The organism is Mitsuaria sp. MSU3D, assembly GCF_056867975.1.
On the sequence record NZ_CP200314.1, the window covers coordinates 584,853 to 605,356 of the forward strand.

Genomic DNA, 20,504 nt, shown 5'->3' on the forward strand with positions numbered 1-20,504 from the left:
GGTCTCGGGTCTCGGGCGGCAAGCGTGCATTGCCCCTTCGCGAATGCGGCCCACGCCCCGATTCCTAGAATCGACCGCATGAGCAGTTCCCCTTCAGCGACGCCGGTCGCTTCTCCCGATGCGGCCTCGTCGCGCGTGCCGCTGAGCGGACTGCTGCTGGCCGTGGGCGGCGCGATCGGGTTCTCCGGCAAGGCAATCATCGTCAAGCTGGCCTATCGCCACGGCGTCGACGCGATCACGCTGCTGATGCTGCGCATGCTGCTCGCACTGCCGCTGTTCCTGCTGCTGGCCTGGTGGGCGGGCCGCGGCAAGCCGGCCCTCACCGGACGCGAGAAGCTCGCCGTGCTCGGCCTGGGCTTCAGCGGCTACTACCTCGCAAGCTTCCTGGACTTCGCCGGCCTGGCCTACGTCAGCGCGAGCTTCGAGCGGCTCATCCTGTACCTCAACCCGACCATCGTGCTGCTGCTGTCGTGGGCGATGTTCGGACGCCGCGTGACGCTGCGCCAGGCGGGCGCGCTGGCGGTCAGCTACGCCGGCGTGCTGCTGGTCTTCGGGCATGAACTGCAGGTCGCCGGCGCGAACGTGTGGCTCGGCGGCGCACTGGTCTTCGGCAGCGCGGTGTCGTACGCGTTGTACCTCGTCTACAGCGGCGAATGGGTCAAGCGCCTCGGCGCCATGCGGCTCACCGGCCTGGCGACGTCGGTCGCCTGCGGCTTCTGCATCGCGCAGTTCCTGCTGACGCGGCCGGTGTCGGGGCTGGCGGATCTCGCGCCAGCCGTGTGGTGGCTGTCGGTGCTGAACGCGCTGGCCTGCACCTTCGCGCCGGTGCTGATGGTCATGATGGCGATCGAGCGCATGGGGGCGGGTGTCGCCGCGCAGACCGGCATGGTCGGCCCCATGTCCACGATACTGATGGGCGTGCTGATCCTCGACGAGCCGCTGACCGGCTGGGTTGTCGCGGGCACGGTGCTGGTGCTGGGCGGCGTGTGGCTGCTCGCGCGCCAGCGGCGCTGACAAGCTGAAGTCCTCTTGCTCCCTCTCCCGCTTGCGGGAGAGGGCAGGGGTGAGGGCCCGCGGCGGTGGCAGTGCTGAAGCCTTCTTGCGAGGGCCGACGAATCTAGAACGGAGATCGACATGGACTTGGGACTGACGGGCAAGTGGGCCCTGGTGTGCGCGGCTTCGAAGGGCCTGGGCGCGGGTTGCGCCGAGGCGCTGGCCGCCGAAGGCGTCAACGTGGTGATCACCGCGCGGGGTGAGGAGGCGCTGCAGACGCAGGCCGCGAAGCTGCGCGCGCTCAACCCGGCCGTGCAGGTCGTGGCCGTCGCCGGCGACATCACCACCGAGGCCGGCCGCGCCGCCGCACTGGCCGCCGCGCCGCAGGTGGACATCCTGATCAACAACGCCGGCGGCCCGCCGCCCGGCGATTTCCGCGACTGGGAGCGCGAGCAGTGGCTCGCCGCGCTGGACGCCAACATGCTGACGCCGATCGCGCTGATCAAGGCGACGGTAGACCAGATGGCGGGGCGCGGCTTCGGCCGCATCGTCAACATCACCTCGGGCGCGGTGAAGGCGCCGATCGACGTGCTGGGCCTGTCCAACGGCGCTCGTTCGGGCCTGACCGGCTTCGTGGCCGGCATCGCGCGCCAGTCGCGCATCGCCGGCCGCAACGTGACGATCAACAACCTGCTGCCGGGCGCGTTCGACACCGAACGCCTGCAGAAGACGATGGCCGCCGGCGCGCAGAAGTCCGGGCAACCGGTCGACGACGTGCGCGCCAAGCGCATGGGTGCGATCCCGGCGCAGCGCTTCGGCAGCGCGGCGGAGTTCGGCGCCATCTGCGCGCTGATGTGTTCGGCGCACGCGGGCTACTTGACCGGGCAGAACATCCTGCTGGACGGCGGCTCCTACCCGGGCACGTTCTGAACGTCGGCGTTGGGATCTCAGCGTTTCGCCGACGAGACCAGGATCCCCGCCGCGATCAGCGCGAAGGCCGTGCCGTGGAACCACGCCGGCCATTCGCCCAGCAGCGCGGCCGACATCAGCGCCGCAAAGACCGGCGTGAGGTTGCCGAAGAAGGCGGCCAGCGTCGGTCCTGCCTGGGCGACGCCCAATCCCCAGCAGCGGTAGGCGATCAGCGACGGCCCGATCGCGACGTAGAGGAGCGCCGCCACCAGCGGCCATCCCCATTGCACCGGCGGCACGCCGACGGCCTGTTCCACGGCCGCCGAGGCCCAGCCGAAGGCCAGCCCGAACAGCATCTGGGCCATCAGCAGCGCGGCCCAGTCCCAGTCGGGCCGGCGCTCGCCCTGCATGTGCGCGGGCGGCCGCGCCAGCAGCCAGCTGTAGAAGGCCCAGCTCAGCACGGCCAGCAGCATCAGCAGATCGCCGACGACGAACTGCACCTGCGCCAGCCGCTCCAGATGACCACGGGAGATGACCAGCGCCACGCCCGCCAGCGAGAGCACGGCGCCGGCCAGTTGGCGGCGCGTCGGCCACACGCGGTAGAACAGGGCGCCGACGGCCAGCATCCACACGGGCAGGCTCGCGGCGATCAGCGTCACGTTGAGGGCCGTGGAGCTGTGCAGCGCCTGGTACTGCAGCGCGTTGTAGCAGCCCATGCCCAGCAGACCCGTCAGCGCGAAGTAGCCCCAGCGCGCGCGCAACGGGGTCAGGTCTTGCAGCAGCGCGCGCGCCGGACGCGCGATCAGCACCAGCAGCACGAAGGCCAGCGTCCAGCGCGTCGCGTTGAGCAGCAGCGGCGGCACCAGCGGCCCGACCGACCGCCCGACCACCGCGTTGCCCGCCCACAGCAGCGGCGGCAGCGTCAGCATCAGGGCCAGTCGTGGGGTCAAGGTCATTGCGGCGATGCGCCCGAGTCGCGAGACTGGCACGATAGCCGCGATCGACGCGTCGGGCGACGCGCGAGCGACATCCCCCCATGAGGAGAACCCTGATGAGCGACAGAGCCGTGCGCATCTCGCAACCCGGCGGACCGGAGGTCCTGACGATCGAATCGGTCGAGGTCGGCGACCCGGGCCCCGGCGAGATCCGCATCCGCCACGCGGCCTGCGGCCTCAACTACATCGACATCTACCACCGCAGCGGCGTCTATCCGCTGCCGGTGCCGACGGGGATCGGCATGGAAGGCGCCGGCATCGTCGAGGCGGTGGGCGAGGGCGTCACCCACCTGAAGCCCGGCGACCGTGCCGCGTACGCGAGCCAGCCGATCGGCGCCTACGCGACCGCGCGCGTGATGCCTGCGAAGTGCGTGGTGAAGCTGCCGGACTTCCTGAGCTTCGAGCAGGGCGCCTCGATGATGCTCAAGGGCATGACGGTGCAGTACCTGCTGCAGCGCACGTTGCCGCAGGGCGGGTTGCAGGCCGGGGACCATGTGCTCTTCCACGCGGCGGCGGGCGGGGTCGGACTCATCGCGTGCCAGTGGGCGAAGGCGCTCGGGCTGCGGTTGATCGGCACCGCCGGCAGCGATGCGAAATGCCAGCTCGCGCTGGACCACGGCGCGGAGTTCGCGATCAACTATTCGAAGGAGAACTTCGCCGATCGCGTCAAGGAGATCACCGGCGGGAAAGGCGTGAAGGTCGTCTACGACTCGGTCGGCGCGTCGACCTGGGAAGGCTCGCTCGCGAGCCTGCGGCCCTTCGGCCTGATGGTCAGCTTCGGCAACGCGTCCGGCGTGGTGCCGCCGGTGCCGCTGAAGGCGCTGGCGGCGTCGGGGCTCTACCTGACGCGGCCGTCGCTGTTCGTGCATCTCTCGTCGCTCGAGGCGACACAGGAGATCTCGGGCGCCTTGTTCCAGGCCGTCGAGCGCGGCGCGGTGAAGATCGAGGTCGAACAGCGCTATCCGTTCGACGAGGTCCAGCGCGCCCATCGCGAGCTGGAAGCCCGCACGACGACGGGCTCAGGCGTGCTGCTGGTTTGAACCGGCGGAGGCGGCGAGCGGCGGATCCAGATCGGCCGCCACCGTCTCGGCGTCCAGCAGCGCGTCGTTGGCACTGTCATCGGCGCGCGGGTCATGCCGGGGATCCCGGGATTCCCGCGATTCCCGCGATTCCGCAGCGCCCTCGTCGGTGACGACGCGCCGCGGCGCGGGCAGGTCGTCGAGCCCCGCAGGCACGGTGTCGGCGCCGAAGTCGGTGGCCGGCTCGCCGTCGAGCGAGCCCGCCGTCGTCTCGTGCACGTCCACGTCCACGGTCTCGGTGCGCAGCACCTCGTCGAGCACCAGCGGCTGCGAGACCTTGACCTCGAAGCTGAAGCAGGAACCGGCGCCCGGCTGGCTCTCCACCTGCACCTCGCCGCCCATCAGTTCCACCAGGCGCTTCACGATGGTCAGGCCCAGGCCCGTGCCGCCGTAGCGGCGCGTGATGCTGCCGTCCGCCTGCGTGAACGGGCTGAAGATCTGCGCGATCTGCTCGCGCGTCATGCCGATGCCGGTGTCGTGCACGGCGATGCGCAGACGCAGCGGCCCCGCGTGGACCGGCTCGTCGCCGCCGCCGTCCACGCGCTGGATGTCGACGCGGACCTCGCCTTTCTCGGTGAACTTCAAGGCGTTGCCGACCAGGTTCACCATGATCTGGCGCAGCCGCAGCGCATCGCCCAGCAGATGCTGCGGCACGCCCGGCTGCACGCGCGCGTGCAGCTGCAGACCCTTCTCGTGCGCCTGCAGCAGCAGCGGGTGCAGCGCTTCGCGCAGGCAGTCGTGCAGGCTGAACGGCGCCTGGTCGATGATCACGCGGCCGGCCTCGATCTTCGCGATGTCCAGCAGGTCGTTGATGATCACCATCAGGCCCTTGGCCGAGCTGTGCGCGAGCTCGATGAACTTGCGCTGTCGCTCGTTGAGCTCGGTCTGCAGGACCAGCTCGGTCAGGCCCAGCACGCCGTTCATCGGGGTGCGGATTTCGTGGCTCATGTTGGCCAGGAAGGAGCTCTTGGCCTGGCTGGCGGCCTCGGCGGCCTCGCGCGCGGCCTCGAGCTGCGCCTGCGTGGCCTTGAAGTCGCCGACGTCGCGCGCGTTGAGCTGCAGCACGACCTCGCCGCTGACCGGGTCGCGCATCGGTCGCGCGTCGATGGCGTGCCAGCGGCGGCCATTGGCGGTGTTGATCTCCAGCTCGGCACCGAAGGTCTGCCCGCCGCGCACCTGCGCGACGATGCGGCGCGCGAGGTCCGGCTCGGGGAAGATCGCGCTGAAGTCGGTCGCGCCGATGGTCTTGCGCAGGCCGTTGAAGCACATCGCCGCGGCGGGGTTGCGCATCAGGGTGCTGCCGTCGCGCAGCGAGAACACCGCGATGCGGACCGAGGTGTGCTGCAGCGCCTCGACGCCGCGCAGCAGGCTCTTGTCGACGCCGCTGACCAGCGAGTCCGCCGCGAACAGCATCACCTGGCGCTTGTCGGGCGTGCGGATGCCGCGGGAGACCAGCATCACCGTCGTCGGCTGGCCCTTCGGGTAGAGCGTCCATTGCTCGCGCACGAGCTTGCCCTGCGTGTGGTCGGCGGCGGTCACCGCCAGCCGCTCCGCGACCGACGGGCTCATGTCGCTGAGGTCGCGGGAGAGGAATTCCTCGGCGCTGTCGGCGCGCCAGAAACCCAGCGCGGCGGCATTGGCCCAGAGGTTGCGCTGACGCTCCTGGTCGTAGACCCACATGGGCACATCGAGCCAGTCATAGTGGGTCAGACAGGAGAAGTCGAGCATGGGGGCGAGGCCCTGTTCTTGGTTACGTTTGGTCGCAGCGGATTGTCGCCGTCGGCCGTGTCCTGTCCATGGTCCTGATGTCCATTCCGTCACGTCGGACGCGCGGGCGTGCCGAAGCGCGCGACGGTGCGTGAAGACCGCCCATGCGCGGCGCAACGCCCTGCCTGCGGCGTGTCCGCGTCGGTGCCCGAAAGAACCCCCTCCGAGCTGCCGCATGCGTGGCGGCAACCCTCGATGGCGCAAGGCTACGCAGGCCGATGCAGGAGCGCCAGCCTCGTTTCTCCGGAGGAACCCTCGGTCCGAGGGGCGCGAGGGGACGTGCGTGGCGGGCGCGCTCCCGCGCGCCGGACGCTCAGCCGCGCTTGACGCGGCGCAGCTCGTCCCAGATCAGCAGGACGGCGCCGATCGTGATGGCGCTGTCGGCGATGTTGAACGACGGGTAGTACCAGCCGGCCCAGTGCAGCTGGATGAAGTCGACGACATAGCCGTGCAGCAGCCGGTCGACGATGTTGCCCACCGCGCCGCCCAGGATCAGGCTGAGCGCCCACGCGAACTGCGTCTGGTGCCCGTGGCGGCGCAGCATCCAGATGATGAAGATCGTCGCCGCGACGCCGAGTCCGACGAAGAACCAGCGCTGCCAGCCCGACGCGCCCGCCAGGAAGCTGAACGCGGCGCCGGTGTTGTGGACCCGCACCAGGTTGAAGAAAGGCAGCACGTAGTGGCTGTCCCCGTACTGGAAGCTGTGCAGGATCAGGACCTTGGTGAACTGATCGGCCACGATGACCAGCAGGGCGATCGCCAGCCACTGGATCAGGCGGTTGTTCGACGAGGACGGGGACTTGGTGGCCATGGATGCTGCGGGATGGGGACGTCGGACGGAACCCGCAACTGTAGCGCCCCGCCGAGGCCGCGCCGTGCGGCTAGAGTGCGGCACCGGAGCGCTTCCCTCGAAGCCGATCCGACGACGTTCCGATGACGTTCCGATGATGACCCCATGAGACTGCGCCTGAAGATCCTGCTGCTGGCGCTCCTGCCGCTGGTCGCCTCGCTGCTGCTGATCGCGGTGGCGGTGCGTCAGCAGGAGCGCGAGCTGCTCGAGCGCGAGCACGCCGCCGTGCAGCGCGCCTACATGGACGCGCGCCGCGACGAGCTGCGCCATTACGTGGAGCTGGCCGTCAGCACGCTGCAACCGCTGTACGAGCGCTCGCCCGTGCTCGCCGCCCGCGCCACCGACGCCGATATCGAGCGCGACAAGCGCGAGGCGCTGCGGCTGCTGTCCTCGCTCGACTACGGCGAGGACGGCTACTTCTTCGTCTACGACCTGCAGGGCAAGGTGCTGATGCATTCGCGCCAGCCGGAGCTGCTCGGCCGCGACCTGTGGGGCCTGCGCGATCCCCTGGGCCGGCCGACGATCCAGCAGCTGGTCGGACAGGCCAAGGCCGGCGGCGGCTATGTCGAGTACCTCTGGCGCAAGCCGTCCAGCGGCGAGATGGCGCCCAAGCTGGGTTACGTCGTCGCGATGGAGCGCTGGAACTGGATGCTGGGCACGGGCCTGTACCTCGACGGCATCCGCGCGACGCTGGAGCAGCTCGATCGCGAGGCGCAGGCCAACATCGCGCGGACGATGTGGGGCATCGCCGCGATCGCGGTGTTCGGCGTCGCGTTGATCAGCGCCTGCGCGCTGGCGCTGAACCTCAGCGAACACCGGCAGTCCGAGGCGCGGCTGCGCGCGCTGGCGCACGAGGTGGTGCGTTCTCAGGAGGACGAACGCGCGCACCTGTCGCGGGAACTGCACGACGGCGTCAGCCAGACGCTGGTCTCGACGAAGCTGCTGATCGAGTCGGCGCAGCAGGCGGGCTCGACCGCGCTGCTGCCGCGCGCGCTGGAGCGGCTCAACGCCAGCCTGAGCGAGGTGCGCGGCCTGTCCCACCGCCTGCGCCCGGCGCTGCTCGACACGCTGGGGCTGCCGGCGGCGCTGGAGCATCTCGCGCGCGAGTTCGACGAGGCGGGCGCGGTGCCGGTGGCCCTGCGCGTCACCGGCGCGCCGCGCGAGCTGCCGGAGCTGCTCAACACGGTGCTGTTCCGGGTCGCGCAGGAGGCGTTGACGAATGTCGCCAAGCACGCCGGCGCCGCGCGCGTGGAGATGACGCTGGAGTTCGCGCCGGAGGCGGTGCGCGGCGAAACGGGCGCGGTGCTGCTGCGCGTGCTCGACGACGGTGCCGGCTTCGATCCCGCGGACGCCGAGCGCGCCGACCCCAGCCAGGGCATCGGCCTGCGCAACATGCGCGAGCGGATGGCCTCGATCGGCGGGGTGCTGGACCTGCAGTCCAGCCCGGGTCACGGCACGCAGGTGGAGGCCATCGTGCCGGCGCCGGCGATCAGCCGTCTGGCGCGCGACAATCCCGCTCCATGAGTGCCGATCCTTCCTCCAGCACCACCGCGACAACCGCCGCGGCGGCCGCATCGGCCGGCGCGGCCGCGCCCGTCCGGATCCTGCTGGTCGACGACCACCCGCTGGTGCGCGAGGGCGTGCGCTCGCGGCTGCAGGGCGAGGCGCGCTACCTCGTCGTCGGCGAGGCCGGCACCGCGGAGGAGGCGATGATGATGCTGATCGCCACACAGCCGCAGGTGGTGCTGCTGGACGTGGGCCTGAAGGGCCACAACGGCATCCAGCTCGCGCAGACCATGCTGGAGCGCGCGCCCGACCTGCGCGTCCTGATGTACAGCATGTACGACAACCCCGAGTACGTGCAGCGCGCGCTGCAGGCCGGCGCGCGGGGGTATGTGCTCAAGGATGCGCCGGCGGGCGAGATCGTGGCCGCGATCGACGCGGTCGCGGCCGGCGGCACCTTCCTCAGCCCGGGCGTCTCCAAGCGGATGTTCCGCACGCAGCAGCCGCGGCCCATCCTCTCGCCGCGCGAGAGCGAGATCCTCTCCGCGCTGGCCCGCGGCGAATCCAGCAAGCAGATCGCCCGGGCGCTCGACCTGTCCGTGAGGACCGTCGAGACCCACCGCCAGAACATCAAGCGCAAGCTCGACCTGGAGGGCCAGGCCGAACTGATCCGCTACGCGGTCGAGCACGCGCGCGGGCTGCATCGCGACGACGCCTGAGGCCGGGCTCGTCGCCATCGCCATCGCCATCGCTTCGATCCGCGGACGCGGGGTGTCCTGCGAAGGCGCCCGCCATGGGTGTCATGCGACGCCGCCGAGGGTTTCCACTTAAGCGCTCCTACGCCGGTCGGCTAGTCCACGCGACGGATGTGCGAAACCGCACAGGAACGGAAACTGCCGCCGCAAGACAGCCCGCGCGTGTCGTCGTCCTTCTTGGGCACCGGGCGCGCGACGATAAAAGGAGACATCGATGTCAAACATGAGTCGCCACCTCGCCTGGGCGGGCGTGGCCATCCTCGGGGCCTTTGCCCTGGCCACCGTCGCGCTGGCCAACGGCGAAGCGGTGAGCGCGCTGTGGGTCGTCGTCGCGGCGATCTGCGTGTACCTGATCGGCTACCGCTACTACAGCCTGTTCCTGGCCACCAAGGTCCTGGGACTGGACCCCACCCGCAAGACCCCCGCCTGGAAATACAACGACGGCCTGGACTTCGTCCCGACCCACAAGTACGTGCTGTACGGCCACCACTTCGCGGCGATCGCCGGCGCCGGCCCGCTGGTCGGTCCGGTGCTGGCCGCGCAGATGGGCTACCTGCCGGGGCTGCTCTGGATCCTGGCCGGCGTGATCTTCGCCGGCGCGGTGCAGGACTTCATCGTGCTGTTCATCTCCACGCGCCGCGACGGCCGCTCGCTGGGCGACCTGGTCAAGCAGGAGATGGGCACGGTGCCCGGCGTGATCGCGCTGTTCGGCGCGTTCATGATCATGATCATCATCCTGGCGGTGCTCGCGCTGATCGTCGTGAAGGCGCTGGCGGGGTCGCCCTGGGGCACCTTCACCGTGGCGGCGACCATCCCGGTCGCGCTGTTCATGGGCGTGTACCTGAGATTCATCCGTCCGGGCCGCATCGGCGAGGTCTCCATCATCGGCTTCGTGCTGCTGATGCTGGCCATCATCGGCGGCCAGTGGGTGCATGAGAGCCCCGCGTGGGCGCCGCTGTTCACCTACGACGGCAAGGCGCTGACGTGGATGCTGATCGGCTACGGCTTCGTCGCCGCCAGCATCCCGGTGTGGCTGCTGCTGGCGCCGCGCGACTACCTGTCCACGTTCCTGAAGATCGGCACGATCATCGCGCTGGCCATCGGCATCGTGATCGTCGCGCCGCCGATGCAGATGCCGTCGTTCACCCAGTTCGCGGCCGGCAACGGCCCGGTGTGGTCGGGCAACCTGTTCCCGTTCCTGTTCATCACCATCGCCTGCGGCGCGGTGTCGGGCTTCCACGCGCTGATCAGCTCGGGCACGACGCCCAAGATGCTGGACAACGAGGTCAACGCGCGCTTCATCGGCTACGGCGGCATGCTGGCGGAATCCTTCGTCGCCGTGATGGCGCTGGTGGCGGCCTCGTGCATCGAGCCGGGCGTCTACTTCGCGATGAACAGCCCGGCCGCGCTGGTGGGCTCGACGCCGGACCAGGTGGCCGCGACGCTGTCCACCTGGGGCTTCGTGATCACGCCGGAGATGCTGGTGCAGACGGCCAAGGACGTCGGCGAGAACACCATCCTCGCGCGCGCCGGCGGCGCGCCGACGCTGGCGGTGGGCATGGCCCACATCCTGCACCAGGTGGTCGGCGGCAAGGCGATGATGGCCTTCTGGTACCACTTCGCGATCCTGTTCGAGGCGCTGTTCATCCTGACCGCCGTCGACGCCGGCACGCGCGCCGGGCGCTTCATGCTGCAGGACCTGCTGGGCACCTTCGTGCCGGCCCTGAAGCGCACCGAGTCGCTGCCCGCCAACCTGATCGCCACCGGCCTGTGCGTGGCGGCCTGGGGCTACTTCCTGTACCAGGGCGTGGTGGATCCGCTGGGCGGCATCAACACGCTGTGGCCGCTGTTCGGCATCGCCAACCAGATGCTGGCCGCGGTGGCGCTGCTGCTGGGCACGGTGGTGCTGTTCAAGATGAAGAAGGACCGCTACGCCTGGACGACGATCCTGCCGGCGGCCTGGCTGCTGATCTGCACGATGACGGCGGGCTGGCAGAAGATCTTCAGCGACGACCCGAAGGTGGGCTTCCTGGCGCATGCCGCGAAGTACGCGGACTCGCTGGCGGCGGGCAAGGTGCTGGCGCCGGCCAAGAGCCTGGAGGCGATGGAGCGCGTGATCTTCAACGACCGCCTCGACGCGGCGCTGTGCGCGCTGTTCATGTTCGTGGTCGTGAGCGTGCTCGTGTACAGCGTGAAGGCGGTGCTGAAGGCGCGTGCCGAGCGCAGGCCGTCGGTGCAAGAGACGCCGTTCGAGCGCATGCCCGAAGGCGCGACGGCAGGCGGTCATGCTTAAGCAGGCGGCGGAAGCGGCCCAGGCCGCGTTGTCGGCGGCCTCGGACGTGCTGCAGGCCGGCCGCTACATGGCCCGAGGCGTGCGCCAGCAACTGATCGGCGCGGACTACGGCGCCTATCTGGCGCACATGGCCCGCACGCATCCCGACCAGGCGCCGCTGAGCTACGAAGCCTTCTTCCGCGAGCGTCAGGAGGCTCGCTACAGCTCCCGCACCGGCCGCTGCTGCTGAGCAGCGACAACGGGCGGGCACCGGACGGCCGCGTGCGCTTGGATCGTCGGTAGGTGCAAGGTCGCCCGGGGCCGGCGGAGTGGCCGAGCCCTGGGGCTGACTTGGGGCACCGTCTGTTCGAGCACAGCGAACCGCAGGTGAGCGGAGCGAGTTGGTGCCCCGGCGAGGCCACTCCGCCGGCCCCGGGCGACCTTGCGCCGTGGCTCGGTGACACTACGGGGCATGCCCCGCTTCGCCGCCAACTTGAGCTTCCTGTACCAGGAGCTGCCGTTCCTCGATCGCTTCTCGGCTGCTGCGCGGGATGGGTTCGAAGCCGTGGAGTGTCTGTTCCCCTACCACGTCCCTGCGGCTGAGCTGCGCGCCCGCGCGTCTGCCCAGGGATTGGACATTGTGCTGATCAACGCGCCACCGGGCGACTGGGCGGCGGGGGATCGGGGCCTGGCGTCGGTCGAGGGCCGCGAAGGGGAGTTCCGCGCGTCGATCGAGCGCGCGCTCGCCTATGCCTCGGTGGTTGTCGCGCCGCGCGTGCATGTGCTGGCCGGCCTGCTGCCTGAGGGGAGCGATCGCGATGCGGCGATTGCGCGCTACGAGGAGCGGCTGCATTGGGCCGCGGCGCAGGCTGCGAGCGCCGGTATCGGGCTGACGATCGAGCCCATCAATCCGCACGACATCCCCGGCTACCTGCTGCAGCGGCAGGAGGAGGCGCACGCGGTCGTTGAACGTGTCGGTGCCTCGAACCTGAAGGTCCAGATGGACCTGTACCACTGCGCGCGCGTCGAAGGCGACGTGGTCGCGCAGGTGCGCCGCTACTTGCCGACGGGGCGTGTGGGGCACTTCCAGATCGCGGGCGTCCCGGACCGGCACGAGCCGGATGACGGATTGCTGGATTGGCGAAGCGCCCTTGCCGCGATCGACGAGATCGCGGCGGCGACCGGATGGGACGGCTGGATCGGTTGCGAATATCGACCCCGGCGCGGTGCAGTCCCTGGCGGTACCAGCGCCGGTCTCGGCTGGTTGTTCCCGACTCGACGGGAAAACGTCTGACACAGGTTGCCCCCGCCATCTACTGAGCGGCTCCATTTGCAAGCGAGGAGTCGCGGTGAGATTTTTTCGAAGGGGCCTCGTCGTCCCGCTGGCGGGGCTGGCGATCGCCCTGGTCGGCGGCTTGGCCGTCGTCCGGACGGCGCATGCCTTGATCGTCAACGAGGCGAAATTCGTCGAGCTCGGCGGAGACCTCGGCGCGGTCAAGGCAACATTCTCTGCGGTCGCCGCGCGATTGCATTCGTGGAGTCTGTCGGAGCAGTTCATGCCCGTGGGCTGGATCGAGGGATGCACGGCGACCTGGCTGGGCGAGGAGGTCGGTCGGACCTACCTTCTGACTGCGGCGCACTGCGTGTCCGCGACGCACGGCGAGGTCACTCGTACCCACCGGACATTCAAGGACTGGCGCGGCCAGGTCATTGCACAAGGAGAGGGCTGGGCCCTCAGGCCGCCGAAGTGGGCGAACTGGCAGGCCACGCCGAGCTGGGACGGCTTTGCCGATGACGTCGCCGTGCTGAGCCTGCCTCGCGTGGCGAGCCCGGTCGATGGTTCTGGCAGAAGGTTGGCGCCGCCGACGATCGCCGACACACCGCTGCAGACATCGGAGCTCCTTCACTACGTCGGCTACGGCCTGGTCGGCGTCGGACAAACCTATAGCGACAGCCACCGGCCGGCGGCTGAGAAAGGTCGGTTGAGGGGCGAGGCCCCTGTCGCAGGCTTCTTCTCCGGCGATCGCGGTTTCTACAGCCGATATGAGTCGGTGAAGGCCAGCCAGTCGTGGGCCCGCCCCTCGCCAGGTGACAGCGGTTCAGCCGCATGGCGTCTTCATCAGGGCTACTGGCAGGCTGCCGGCGTCAACGCCGGCATGCGTCCTTCCTACGGCGTGGGTCCGCATCTGGCCCGACATGCGGCGTGGATCGAGGGCGTGTTTCCAGGCGCCGTGATGCAGTCGGAACGCATGTCGGTGACCGCGTCCGCGCCCTTCGTGTCTCGGAACCATGCGCTCGATCCGTCTGGAATGAACGTCTTCTTCGTCGTTCCTCCCCAGGCGGGCGCCATCGGGCCGACTGTTGGTCGATCGTCGCGCACCAAGGGCGACAGCATGATCTCCGTGGCGGTGAAGGAGTCCCGCACCGGTGCGACCTCCACGATCCGGCTCCGTGCCCACCGCGATGCAGGGTGCCGGCGGTCGCCGATCGAGGATGCGGCACCGTGTCCCGGCTCGCAGAACAACCAGCTGAAGGTGGCGTTTCGCGCGGACGACAACCCCGGCTTGAAACCCGGCGCGTACACCGGCCGCTTCCATGTGGATGTGCTGTCCTGGTTGGATCGTTCGCGGCAGGAGCGGGTGAGCCTCCATGTCGACGTCCGGCATCTGCTGCGGGGCCAGGTCTCGACCACCTCCGCTTACGTCTCGCCCAATCTGGCCGAGCGGGCGGCCCACGGCACGATCTATTACACGGTCCCTCCGCAGGGGCGCGCGCAAGGACCGGTGTCCGGCGTGTGGAACGGCAGCCCGCTGTCCAGCCGGATCGATGTGACGGTGCGCGACGCCGTGACCCAGCAGGACCGGCAGGTCGTGCTGCGAGCGCAACGCGATCCGCTTTGCGGCGGACGGATGACGCGCATGGAAGATGCCGCCACCTGCCAGCGACGGTCGGCGGGGCGGGTGATGGTGCGCTTCCATCGGGAGGACAACCCTCACCTACCCGCTGGTCTCCACCGCGGGCGTGTGACGCTTCAGGCGCGCGGCTGGACGGATCCGGCCTTCGATCAACTGATCGAGCTCGACGTCGACCTGGACACGCTCTGAGCCCGCGCTTCGGGCGAAAAAAAGCCGCCAGGCGCATGGCCTGGCGGCTTGATTCGACAGCGCTTCAACGCATCAGCCCATCAGCGCCTCAGCAGGTCCGCAATCACGGCCACGTTCACGCGATCGTTCGTGCTTCGCCTTCGCCGTAGAGATTGCTCTCGCACCGTCCGCAGATCGTCGGATGCGCCGGATTGGCGCCGACGTCCGCGCGGTAGTGCCAGCAGCGCTCGCACTTCTGATGGGCCGACGGTGTCACCGTGATGCTCAGCTCGCCGGCCAGCGCCACGCTCGCCGCCGACGTGATCAGCACGAACTTCAGGTCGTCGCCCAGGCTGTTCAGCAGGGCGAGGTCCTCGGCGTTCACGCCCAGCGCGACCTCGGCCTGCAGCGACGAACCGATCGCGCCGGTCGTGCGGACTTCCTCGATCGCCTTGTTCACCGCGTCACGGATCTCGTGGATGCGATTCCATTTCGCGATCAGTCCGTCGTCGTGCGCGACGCCGACGGACCAGTAGGTCTCGGTGAAGATCGTGTCGCCGGCCTGCTTGCCCGCGAAGACCTTCCACGCCTCTTCGGCGGTGAAGCTCAGGAACGGCGCCATCCAGCGCAGCATCGCGTTCGTGATGTGCCACAGCGCCGTCTGCGCCGAGCGGCGGGCCGCCGACTTCGGCGCGCTCGTGTACAGCCGGTCCTTCAGCACGTCCAGGTAGAACGCGCCCAGGTCCTCCGAGCAGTACACCTGCAGCTTGGCCACGACCGGGTGGAACTCATAGCGCTGGTAGTGCGCCAGGATCTCCTCCTGGAACTGCGCGGCACGGGCCAGCGCGTAGCGGTCCGCCTCCAGCAGCTGGTCCAGCGGCACGGCGTCCGTCGCCGCGTCGAAGTCCGAGGTGTTGGCCAGCAGGAAACGCAGCGTGTTGCGGATGCGGCGATAACCGTCCACGACGCGCGCCAGGATCTTCTCGTCGCCGGCGATGTCGCCCGAGTAGTCGGACGCCGCCACCCACAGCCGGATGATCTCGGCGCCCAGCTTCTTGCTGGTCTCCTGAGGGTCGACGCCGTTGCCCAGCGACTTGCTCATCTTGCGGCCCTTGCTGTCCACGGTGAAGCCGTGGGTCAGCAGGCCGCGGTAGGGCGCGCGGCCGTTGATCGCGCAGGAGATCAGCAGCGACGAGTGGAACCAGCCGCGATGCTGGTCATGGCCCTCGAGGTAGAGGTCGGCCTCCGGGCCGGTCTCGTGCGCCGCGCCGGCGTGCGAGCCCTTGAGCACGTGCTGGAAGGTGGAGCCCGAGTCGAACCACACGTCCAGGATGTCCTGGCCCTTCGAGTACTGCGCGGCTTCGTCGCCCAGCCACTCGGCCGGGTCCAGCTTGGACCAGGCCTCGATGCCGCCGGCCTCGACCAGCTGCGCGGCGCGCTCGATGAACTCCAGCGTCTTCGGATGCGGCTGGCCGCTGTCCTTGTGCAGGAAGATCGGCAGCGGCACGCCCCAGCTGCGCTGGCGCGAGATGCACCAGTCGGGCCGGCCGGCGATCATGTCGTGCAGGCGCGTCTTGCCGTTCTCGGGATAGAAGCTGGTCTGCTCGATCGCGTCCAGCGCCAGCTGGCGCAGGGTCTTGTCGGCCTTGTCGACGGTGAACACGCCGTCGCCCTCGTCCATGCGGACGAACCACTGCGCCGCCGCGCGGTAGATCACCGGCGACTTGTGACGCCAGCAGTGCGGGTAGCTGTGGCGGATCTTGCTGTGCGCCATCAGGCGGCCGGCGTCCTGCAGCGCCGCGGCGATCACCGGGTTGGCCTTCCAGATGTGCTGGCCGCCGAACAGCGGCAGCTCGGCCTCATAGACGCCGTTGCCCTGCACCGGGTTCAGGATGTCCTTGAACGCCAGGCCGTGCGCGATGCACGAGTTGAAGTCGTCCACGCCGTAGGCCGGCGCCGAGTGGACCACGCCGGTGCCGTCGTCGGCGGTGGCGTAGTCGGCCAGGTAGACGGGGCTCTCGCGGTCGAAGCCCGGATGCACGTGCGCGAGCGGGTGCTTGAACTTCAGCAGCTCCAGCGATTTGCCCGGCGTGACCGCGACGGTCTTGCCCTCGATGCCCCAGCGGGCCAGGCACTTCTCGACCAGCGCCTCAGCCACGACGAAGTAGCCGCGCGCCGTGTCGACCAGCGCGTACGGCAGCTCCGGGTTCAGGTTCAGCGCCTGGTTGGCGGGGATGGTCCAGGGCGTCGTCGTCCAGATGACGGTGAACGCTTCCTTGTCCAGCGTCGGCACGCCGAAGGCCGCGGCGAGCTTCTCCGGTTCCGCGCTCAGGAAGGCCACGTCGACGGCCGGGGAGTCCTTGTCGGCGTACTCGATCTCGAACTCGGCCAGCGAGGAGCCGCAGTCGAAGCACCAGTACACCGGCTTCAGGCCGCGGTAGACGAAGCCGCGCTCGAACAGGCGCTTGAGCACGCGCAGCTCGCCGGCCTCGTTCTTGAAGTCCATCGTCCGGTACGGATGGTCCCAGTCGCCGAGCACGCCCAGGCGCTTGAAGTCCAGGCGCTGCTGGTCGATCTGCTCGGTGGCGTAGGCGCGGCTCTTCGCCTGCACCTCGTCGCGCGGCAGGCCGCGGCCGAAGGTCTTCTCGATCTGGTTCTCGATCGGCAGACCGTGGCAGTCCCAGCCGGGGATGTAGGCGGCGTCGAAGCCCTCGAGCTGGCGCGCCTTGACGATCATGTCCTTCAGGATCTTGTTGACGGCGTGACCCATGTGGATCTGGCCGTTGGCGTAGGGCGGGCCGTCGTGCAGCACGAACTTCGGCTTGCCTTGGCGCGCGACGCGCAGGCGCTGGTAGACGCCCTGGTCTTCCCATTCCTGGACCCAGCCCGGCTCGCGCTTGGGCAGGTCGCCGCGCATCGGGAATGGGGTGTCGGGCAGGTTCAGCGTCGAGCGGTAGTCAGGTTTGGCACCCGACTTGTCGGCGGACAAGGTGTTGGACTTGGAAGCGTCGGTCATGGCGGCGGCAATCGAAGGAGGCGGCCGGTGGACGGGGCCGCGAGAGAAGAGGGGTGGCGCGCTGGGCAGGAGGCACAAGAGGCGGGCCCGCGCGCCGGCTGAGCGGTCGAGATGAGCGGTCGAGATGAGCGATCGGGTGCTCAGCCCTTCAAATTCGGTCGCGGGTGGTCTGGCGGCGGACGGCGGCGTGGGTCGTCGCCGGTTCGGCGAAGTACGCGCGTGCCTGGCGGACGTCCTCGCGGATCGCGGCGGTCAGGGCGTCCAGACCGTCGAAACGGGCTTCGTCACGCAGTTTGTGCAGGAGTTCCACGCGCACGAGTTTACCGTAGGCCTCGCCCGGGCCCAGGCGGTCGGCCAGCGCCGCCGGCCAGTCCAGCGCATGGACCTCCAGCAGCACGCGGCCGGCGTCCTCGACCGTCGGTCGCACGCCCAGCGAGGCGACGCCGTCCAGCACGATGCCGCCACCCTGGCCGCCCGCATTGCCATCATGGGGGTCCTGGCCGTCGAGCCCGTGCACGCGCACCGCGAAGATCCCGTGCGCCGCCGGCTTGTCGTGGTCGAACCTCAGGTTCAGCGTGCGGAAGCCGTCGCCCCGGCCGGGCGCGGTCTCCGCCAGCTGGCGCCCCAGTTTCTGGCCGTGGATCACGTGGCCGGAGATCGCGTACGGCCGGCCCATCAGGCGCGCGGCGCCGTCCATGTCGCCGGCGGCCAGCGCCTCGCGCACGGCGGAGCTGGACACCCGCAGGCCGTGCACCTCGTAGCTCATCATCCGCGCGACGTCGAAGCCCAGGCGCTGCCCCGCGGCGTCCAGCGTCGCGTAGTCACCCTGGCGCTTGGCGCCGAAGCGGAAGTCGTCGCCGACGAGCACGTACTTCGTCCCCAGTCCGTCGACCAGCACCTGCTGGATGAAGTCCTGCGCCGGCAGCGAGGCCAGCGCCTCGTCGAAGCGCAGCACCACGACCTGGTCGATGCCGCAGCGCTCCAGCTCCTGGAGCTTGTCGCGCAACGTGGCGATGCGCGCCGGCGCCAGTTCGGGCTTGCCGAGCTTCCTGGCGAAGAAGTCGCGCGGGTGCGGCTCGAAGCTGAGCACGCAGGTCGGCAGGCCGCGGTGGCGGGCCTCCGACAGCAGCAGCGCCAGCATGGCCTGATGGCCGCGATGGACGCCGTCGAAGTTGCCGATCGTCAGCGCGCACTGCGCCGCGATGCCGGGATGGTGGAAGCCGCGGAAAACCTGCATGGGCGGGGATTATCAGCCGCCGCGCGAGGCGCCGCCGCCGATGCATGGATTCGGGCGGGATCCGATGGATCGGGCGCGGATCTGACGGATCAGGCGGCCGCGGCGGCCGGCGAGGCCGGCAGATGCCGCGCGACGACGGCCAGCAGCTCGTCCATCTCGAACGGCTTGACCAGATGACCGTCCATGCCGCTGGCCAGGCAGCGGGCGCGGTCCTCGTCGACGGTGCTGGCGGTCAGCGCGACCACCGGCGTGCGCGGCAGCAGGCGGCGCGCCTCTTCCTGCCGCCACGCGGTCGTGGTCGCATAACCGTCCAGCTCAGGCATGTGGCAGTCCATCAGCACGAGGTCGAAGCGCTGGGCGCTCAACAACTCGAGGGCCTCGCGCCCGTGTTCGGCCGGCACGACGCTCAAGCCGCAGCGCTCCAGCATCGTCGTGGCGACCAGCAGGTTGACCGGACTGTCGTCGACCAGCAGCACGCGGCCTTCCAGCTGAGGCGGCGGGTGCGGCGGCGTGCCGGCGGACGGCGCGCGCATCGGGGCGGCGGCCTCGGCGGCGCAGGCCTGCAGCGGCAGCGTGAACTCGAACACCGAGCCCTGGCCCGGCGCCGACGCGCAGCGCAGGTCGCCGCCCATGGCCCGGGCGATCTCGCGGGAGATCGTCAGCCCGAGCCCGGCGCCGTCACGGCGGGCGCGGTCCGTGCCGGGGCCGCCCGCCTGCTCGAAGGGCGCGAAGATGCGTTCGAGCTGGTCCGCCGGGATGCCGTCGCCGGTGTCCCGGACCGCGAAGTGGAGCAGGGTGCCGGCGCGCATGTCCAGCACCGACGAGACCTCCAGCCCGACACGGCCGTGGTCGGTGAACTTGATGGCGTTGCCCACCAGGTTGTGCAGCACCTGCTGGATGCGCGAGGCGTCGCCCATCGCCCGGGCGGGGAGCTGCGGCGCGACGCTCAGCGTGAAGTCCAGTCCCTTGGCCCGCGCGGACTCGCCCAGCAGCCGGGCGACGTCGCCGGCGACCTCGCGGATGTCGAAGGGCCGCGCCTCGACGACCAGCTTGCCGGATTCGATGCGCGCCAGGTCCAGGATGTCGTTGACCAGCGTCAGCAGATGCCGGCCGGAGCGGCGCACGATCTCGACCTGCTCGCGCTGCTGCGCGCTGAGGTCGCCGCGTTCCAGCAGCTGGGTCATGCCGATGATGCCGTTGAGCGGCGTGCGGATCTCGTGGCTCATCACCGCGACGAAGCGGCTCTTGCTGCTGCTGGTCTCCTCGGCGGCGTTGAGCGCCAGGCGGCGCTGCTCGGCCAGGCGGGCCTGCTCGAAGCGCAGGCGCAGCAGTTCCAGCGTGCCGGCCTCGATGCGGCGGGATTCCAGGACCGTCAGCAGCCAGAACATCGCCAGTCCGCCGACGCTGAGCCAGCCGGTCACGCCGCCCTGCAGCGCGAGCCGGATCGCCAGCGGCGCGATCACCAGCGAGGCGAACAGCGCCTGCCCGCGCGCCCAGTGGCCCAGCGACACCATCGTGAAGGCGACCAGGCCGACCAGCGTCGTCATGACCGCGCCGTCGATCTCCGGCAGGTTGGGGGTGGCGAAGAGGGCACCGATCACGCCCCAGGCCAGGCCGTCGAGTCCCAGTCCGGCCAGGTAGCGCCGTTCCTCGCGCGGCGAGGCGCGCTCCTGCAGCGGCAGGGCGAGGAAGCGTCGGGCCTGGACCGTGCGCCACAGCGAGATGATCCAGCGCGCCCCCAGCCAGCCGAGCAGGTCCACGACGGGCAGGTGCGGCCACAGCAGCACGACCGGCAGCAGGCCGAACAGCGCGCCCACGCCCGCGGGCATGGCCACGCGGGCCTGCAGGCTGCTCAGGCGCTCGGCCCGGACCTGGATCGCCACGCTGGCGGCGCTGTCCTCGTGATGTGCGATGTCTGAAATTCCCATACGACCCGGCCGGCGAGGTGTCCGACCGATGCGGCTCCTGCTGCTGGCGCCGCTCCAGGGCGGCGCTTCGGTGGCGCGTTTCTACCCAAGGATGGTGATCCGTGGACTCGGGGACTT

General features: G+C 70.0%; 15 protein-coding genes. 9 read left to right on the plus strand and 6 right to left on the minus strand.

Going from position 1 to position 20,504, the window contains the following annotated elements:
• The first annotated feature begins 78 nt into the window (after nt 1-78).
• Together AC1VNM_RS02705 and AC1VNM_RS02710 are read left to right on the plus strand one after the other, a co-directional pair.
• Complete coding sequence (locus AC1VNM_RS02705; RefSeq protein ID WP_431102616.1) at nt 79-1,014, plus strand: DMT family transporter; 936 nt, start codon at nt 79-81, stop codon at nt 1,012-1,014.
• 120 nt (nt 1,015-1,134) lie between these two features.
• Complete coding sequence (locus AC1VNM_RS02710) at nt 1,135-1,923, plus strand: SDR family NAD(P)-dependent oxidoreductase (RefSeq protein WP_483105772.1); 789 nt, start codon at nt 1,135-1,137, stop codon at nt 1,921-1,923.
• A 17-nt stretch (nt 1,924-1,940) separates the two neighbouring features.
• Here the strand turns inward: AC1VNM_RS02710 and AC1VNM_RS02715 are convergent, their stop codons facing one another.
• A complete protein-coding gene (locus AC1VNM_RS02715; protein ID WP_483105773.1) occupies nt 1,941-2,858 on the minus strand; it encodes a DMT family transporter in 918 nt (305 codons plus the stop codon).
• 95 nt (nt 2,859-2,953) lie between these two features.
• Between AC1VNM_RS02715 and AC1VNM_RS02720 the strand changes: the two genes are divergently transcribed.
• On the plus strand, nt 2,954-3,937 hold the full coding sequence (locus AC1VNM_RS02720) for a quinone oxidoreductase family protein (protein WP_377156009.1): 984 nt from the start codon (nt 2,954-2,956) through the stop codon (nt 3,935-3,937).
• On the opposite strand, the gene AC1VNM_RS02725 is transcribed toward AC1VNM_RS02720, so the two are convergent.
• Both AC1VNM_RS02725 and lspA read right to left on the minus strand, forming a co-directional pair.
• Nucleotides 3,917-5,704, minus strand: coding sequence for a sensor histidine kinase (locus AC1VNM_RS02725; RefSeq protein WP_483105774.1), 1,788 nt, complete (start codon nt 5,702-5,704; stop codon nt 3,917-3,919). The genes AC1VNM_RS02720 and AC1VNM_RS02725 overlap by 21 nt on opposite strands.
• A gap of 352 nt (nt 5,705-6,056) precedes the next feature.
• The gene (gene lspA, locus AC1VNM_RS02730) at nt 6,057-6,554 is read right to left on the minus strand and encodes a signal peptidase II (RefSeq protein ID WP_297523949.1); all 498 of its coding nucleotides are present in this window, start codon (nt 6,552-6,554) and stop codon (nt 6,057-6,059) included.
• A 144-nt stretch (nt 6,555-6,698) separates the two neighbouring features.
• Here lspA and AC1VNM_RS02735 point away from each other — a divergent pair, with 144 nt between their 5' ends.
• From AC1VNM_RS02735 to AC1VNM_RS02760, 6 genes are all read left to right on the plus strand, one after another.
• Nucleotides 6,699-8,117, plus strand: a complete 1,419-nt coding sequence (locus AC1VNM_RS02735) for a cache domain-containing protein (RefSeq protein WP_483105775.1) — start codon at nt 6,699-6,701, stop codon at nt 8,115-8,117.
• Entirely contained in the window at nt 8,114-8,815 is a 702-nt protein-coding gene (locus AC1VNM_RS02740; RefSeq protein WP_483105776.1) for a response regulator transcription factor, read from the plus strand. The genes AC1VNM_RS02735 and AC1VNM_RS02740 overlap by 4 nt, the downstream gene beginning before the upstream one ends.
• 250 nt (nt 8,816-9,065) lie before the next feature.
• Complete coding sequence (locus AC1VNM_RS02745; protein WP_377156003.1) at nt 9,066-11,144, plus strand: carbon starvation CstA family protein; 2,079 nt, start codon at nt 9,066-9,068, stop codon at nt 11,142-11,144.
• Nucleotides 11,137-11,373 (plus strand): YbdD/YjiX family protein, encoded by a 237-nt coding sequence (locus tag AC1VNM_RS02750; protein WP_297523945.1) that lies wholly within the window; start codon nt 11,137-11,139, stop codon nt 11,371-11,373. Before AC1VNM_RS02745 ends, AC1VNM_RS02750 begins: the two co-directional genes overlap by 8 nt.
• Before the next feature lie 222 nt (nt 11,374-11,595).
• The gene (locus AC1VNM_RS02755) at nt 11,596-12,417 is read left to right on the plus strand and encodes a hydroxypyruvate isomerase family protein (protein ID WP_483105777.1); all 822 of its coding nucleotides are present in this window, start codon (nt 11,596-11,598) and stop codon (nt 12,415-12,417) included.
• Nucleotides 12,418-12,472: 55 nt separating this feature from the next.
• The gene (locus AC1VNM_RS02760; protein ID WP_483105778.1) at nt 12,473-14,227 is read left to right on the plus strand and encodes a trypsin-like peptidase domain-containing protein; all 1,755 of its coding nucleotides are present in this window, start codon (nt 12,473-12,475) and stop codon (nt 14,225-14,227) included.
• A 115-nt stretch (nt 14,228-14,342) separates the two neighbouring features.
• Here AC1VNM_RS02760 and ileS read toward each other — a convergent pair whose 3' ends face one another.
• From ileS to AC1VNM_RS02775, 3 genes are all read right to left on the minus strand, one after another.
• Nucleotides 14,343-17,222 carry an isoleucine--tRNA ligase gene (gene ileS / locus AC1VNM_RS02765; protein WP_483105779.1) on the minus strand — a complete coding sequence of 960 codons (2,880 nt, stop codon included), beginning with the start codon at nt 17,220-17,222 and terminating at the stop codon, nt 14,343-14,345.
• Between the two features lie 148 nt (nt 17,223-17,370).
• A complete protein-coding gene (locus tag AC1VNM_RS02770) occupies nt 17,371-18,459 on the minus strand; it encodes a bifunctional riboflavin kinase/FAD synthetase (protein ID WP_483105780.1) in 1,089 nt (362 codons plus the stop codon).
• Nucleotides 18,460-18,548: 89 nt separating this feature from the next.
• Complete coding sequence (locus AC1VNM_RS02775) at nt 18,549-20,387, minus strand: ATP-binding protein (protein WP_377155994.1); 1,839 nt, start codon at nt 20,385-20,387, stop codon at nt 18,549-18,551.
• Nucleotides 20,388-20,504 lie beyond the last annotated feature (117 nt).

What these genes read in the sequence shown, in the direction of transcription:
- AC1VNM_RS02755 (WP_483105777.1), top strand. Translation starts at nt 11,596, where the DNA reads ATGCCCCGCTTCGCCGCCAACTTGAGCTTCCTGTACCAGGAGCTGCCG.
- AC1VNM_RS02710 (WP_483105772.1), top strand. Translation starts at nt 1,135, where the DNA reads ATGGACTTGGGACTGACGGGCAAGTGGGCCCTGGTGTGCGCGGCTTCG.
- AC1VNM_RS02705 (WP_431102616.1), top strand. Translation starts at nt 79, where the DNA reads ATGAGCAGTTCCCCTTCAGCGACGCCGGTCGCTTCTCCCGATGCGGCC.
- AC1VNM_RS02715 (WP_483105773.1), bottom strand. Translation starts at nt 2,858, where the DNA reads ATGACCTTGACCCCACGACTGGCCCTGATGCTGACGCTGCCGCCGCTG.
- AC1VNM_RS02725 (WP_483105774.1), bottom strand. Translation starts at nt 5,704, where the DNA reads ATGCTCGACTTCTCCTGTCTGACCCACTATGACTGGCTCGATGTGCCC.
- lspA (WP_297523949.1), bottom strand. Translation starts at nt 6,554, where the DNA reads ATGGCCACCAAGTCCCCGTCCTCGTCGAACAACCGCCTGATCCAGTGG.
- AC1VNM_RS02720 (WP_377156009.1), top strand. Translation starts at nt 2,954, where the DNA reads ATGAGCGACAGAGCCGTGCGCATCTCGCAACCCGGCGGACCGGAGGTC.
- AC1VNM_RS02740 (WP_483105776.1), top strand. Translation starts at nt 8,114, where the DNA reads ATGAGTGCCGATCCTTCCTCCAGCACCACCGCGACAACCGCCGCGGCG.
- ileS (WP_483105779.1), bottom strand. Translation starts at nt 17,222, where the DNA reads ATGACCGACGCTTCCAAGTCCAACACCTTGTCCGCCGACAAGTCGGGT.
- AC1VNM_RS02750 (WP_297523945.1), top strand. Translation starts at nt 11,137, where the DNA reads ATGCTTAAGCAGGCGGCGGAAGCGGCCCAGGCCGCGTTGTCGGCGGCC.
- AC1VNM_RS02775 (WP_377155994.1), bottom strand. Translation starts at nt 20,387, where the DNA reads ATGGGAATTTCAGACATCGCACATCACGAGGACAGCGCCGCCAGCGTG.
- AC1VNM_RS02745 (WP_377156003.1), top strand. Translation starts at nt 9,066, where the DNA reads ATGTCAAACATGAGTCGCCACCTCGCCTGGGCGGGCGTGGCCATCCTC.
- AC1VNM_RS02770 (WP_483105780.1), bottom strand. Translation starts at nt 18,459, where the DNA reads ATGCAGGTTTTCCGCGGCTTCCACCATCCCGGCATCGCGGCGCAGTGC.
- AC1VNM_RS02735 (WP_483105775.1), top strand. Translation starts at nt 6,699, where the DNA reads ATGAGACTGCGCCTGAAGATCCTGCTGCTGGCGCTCCTGCCGCTGGTC.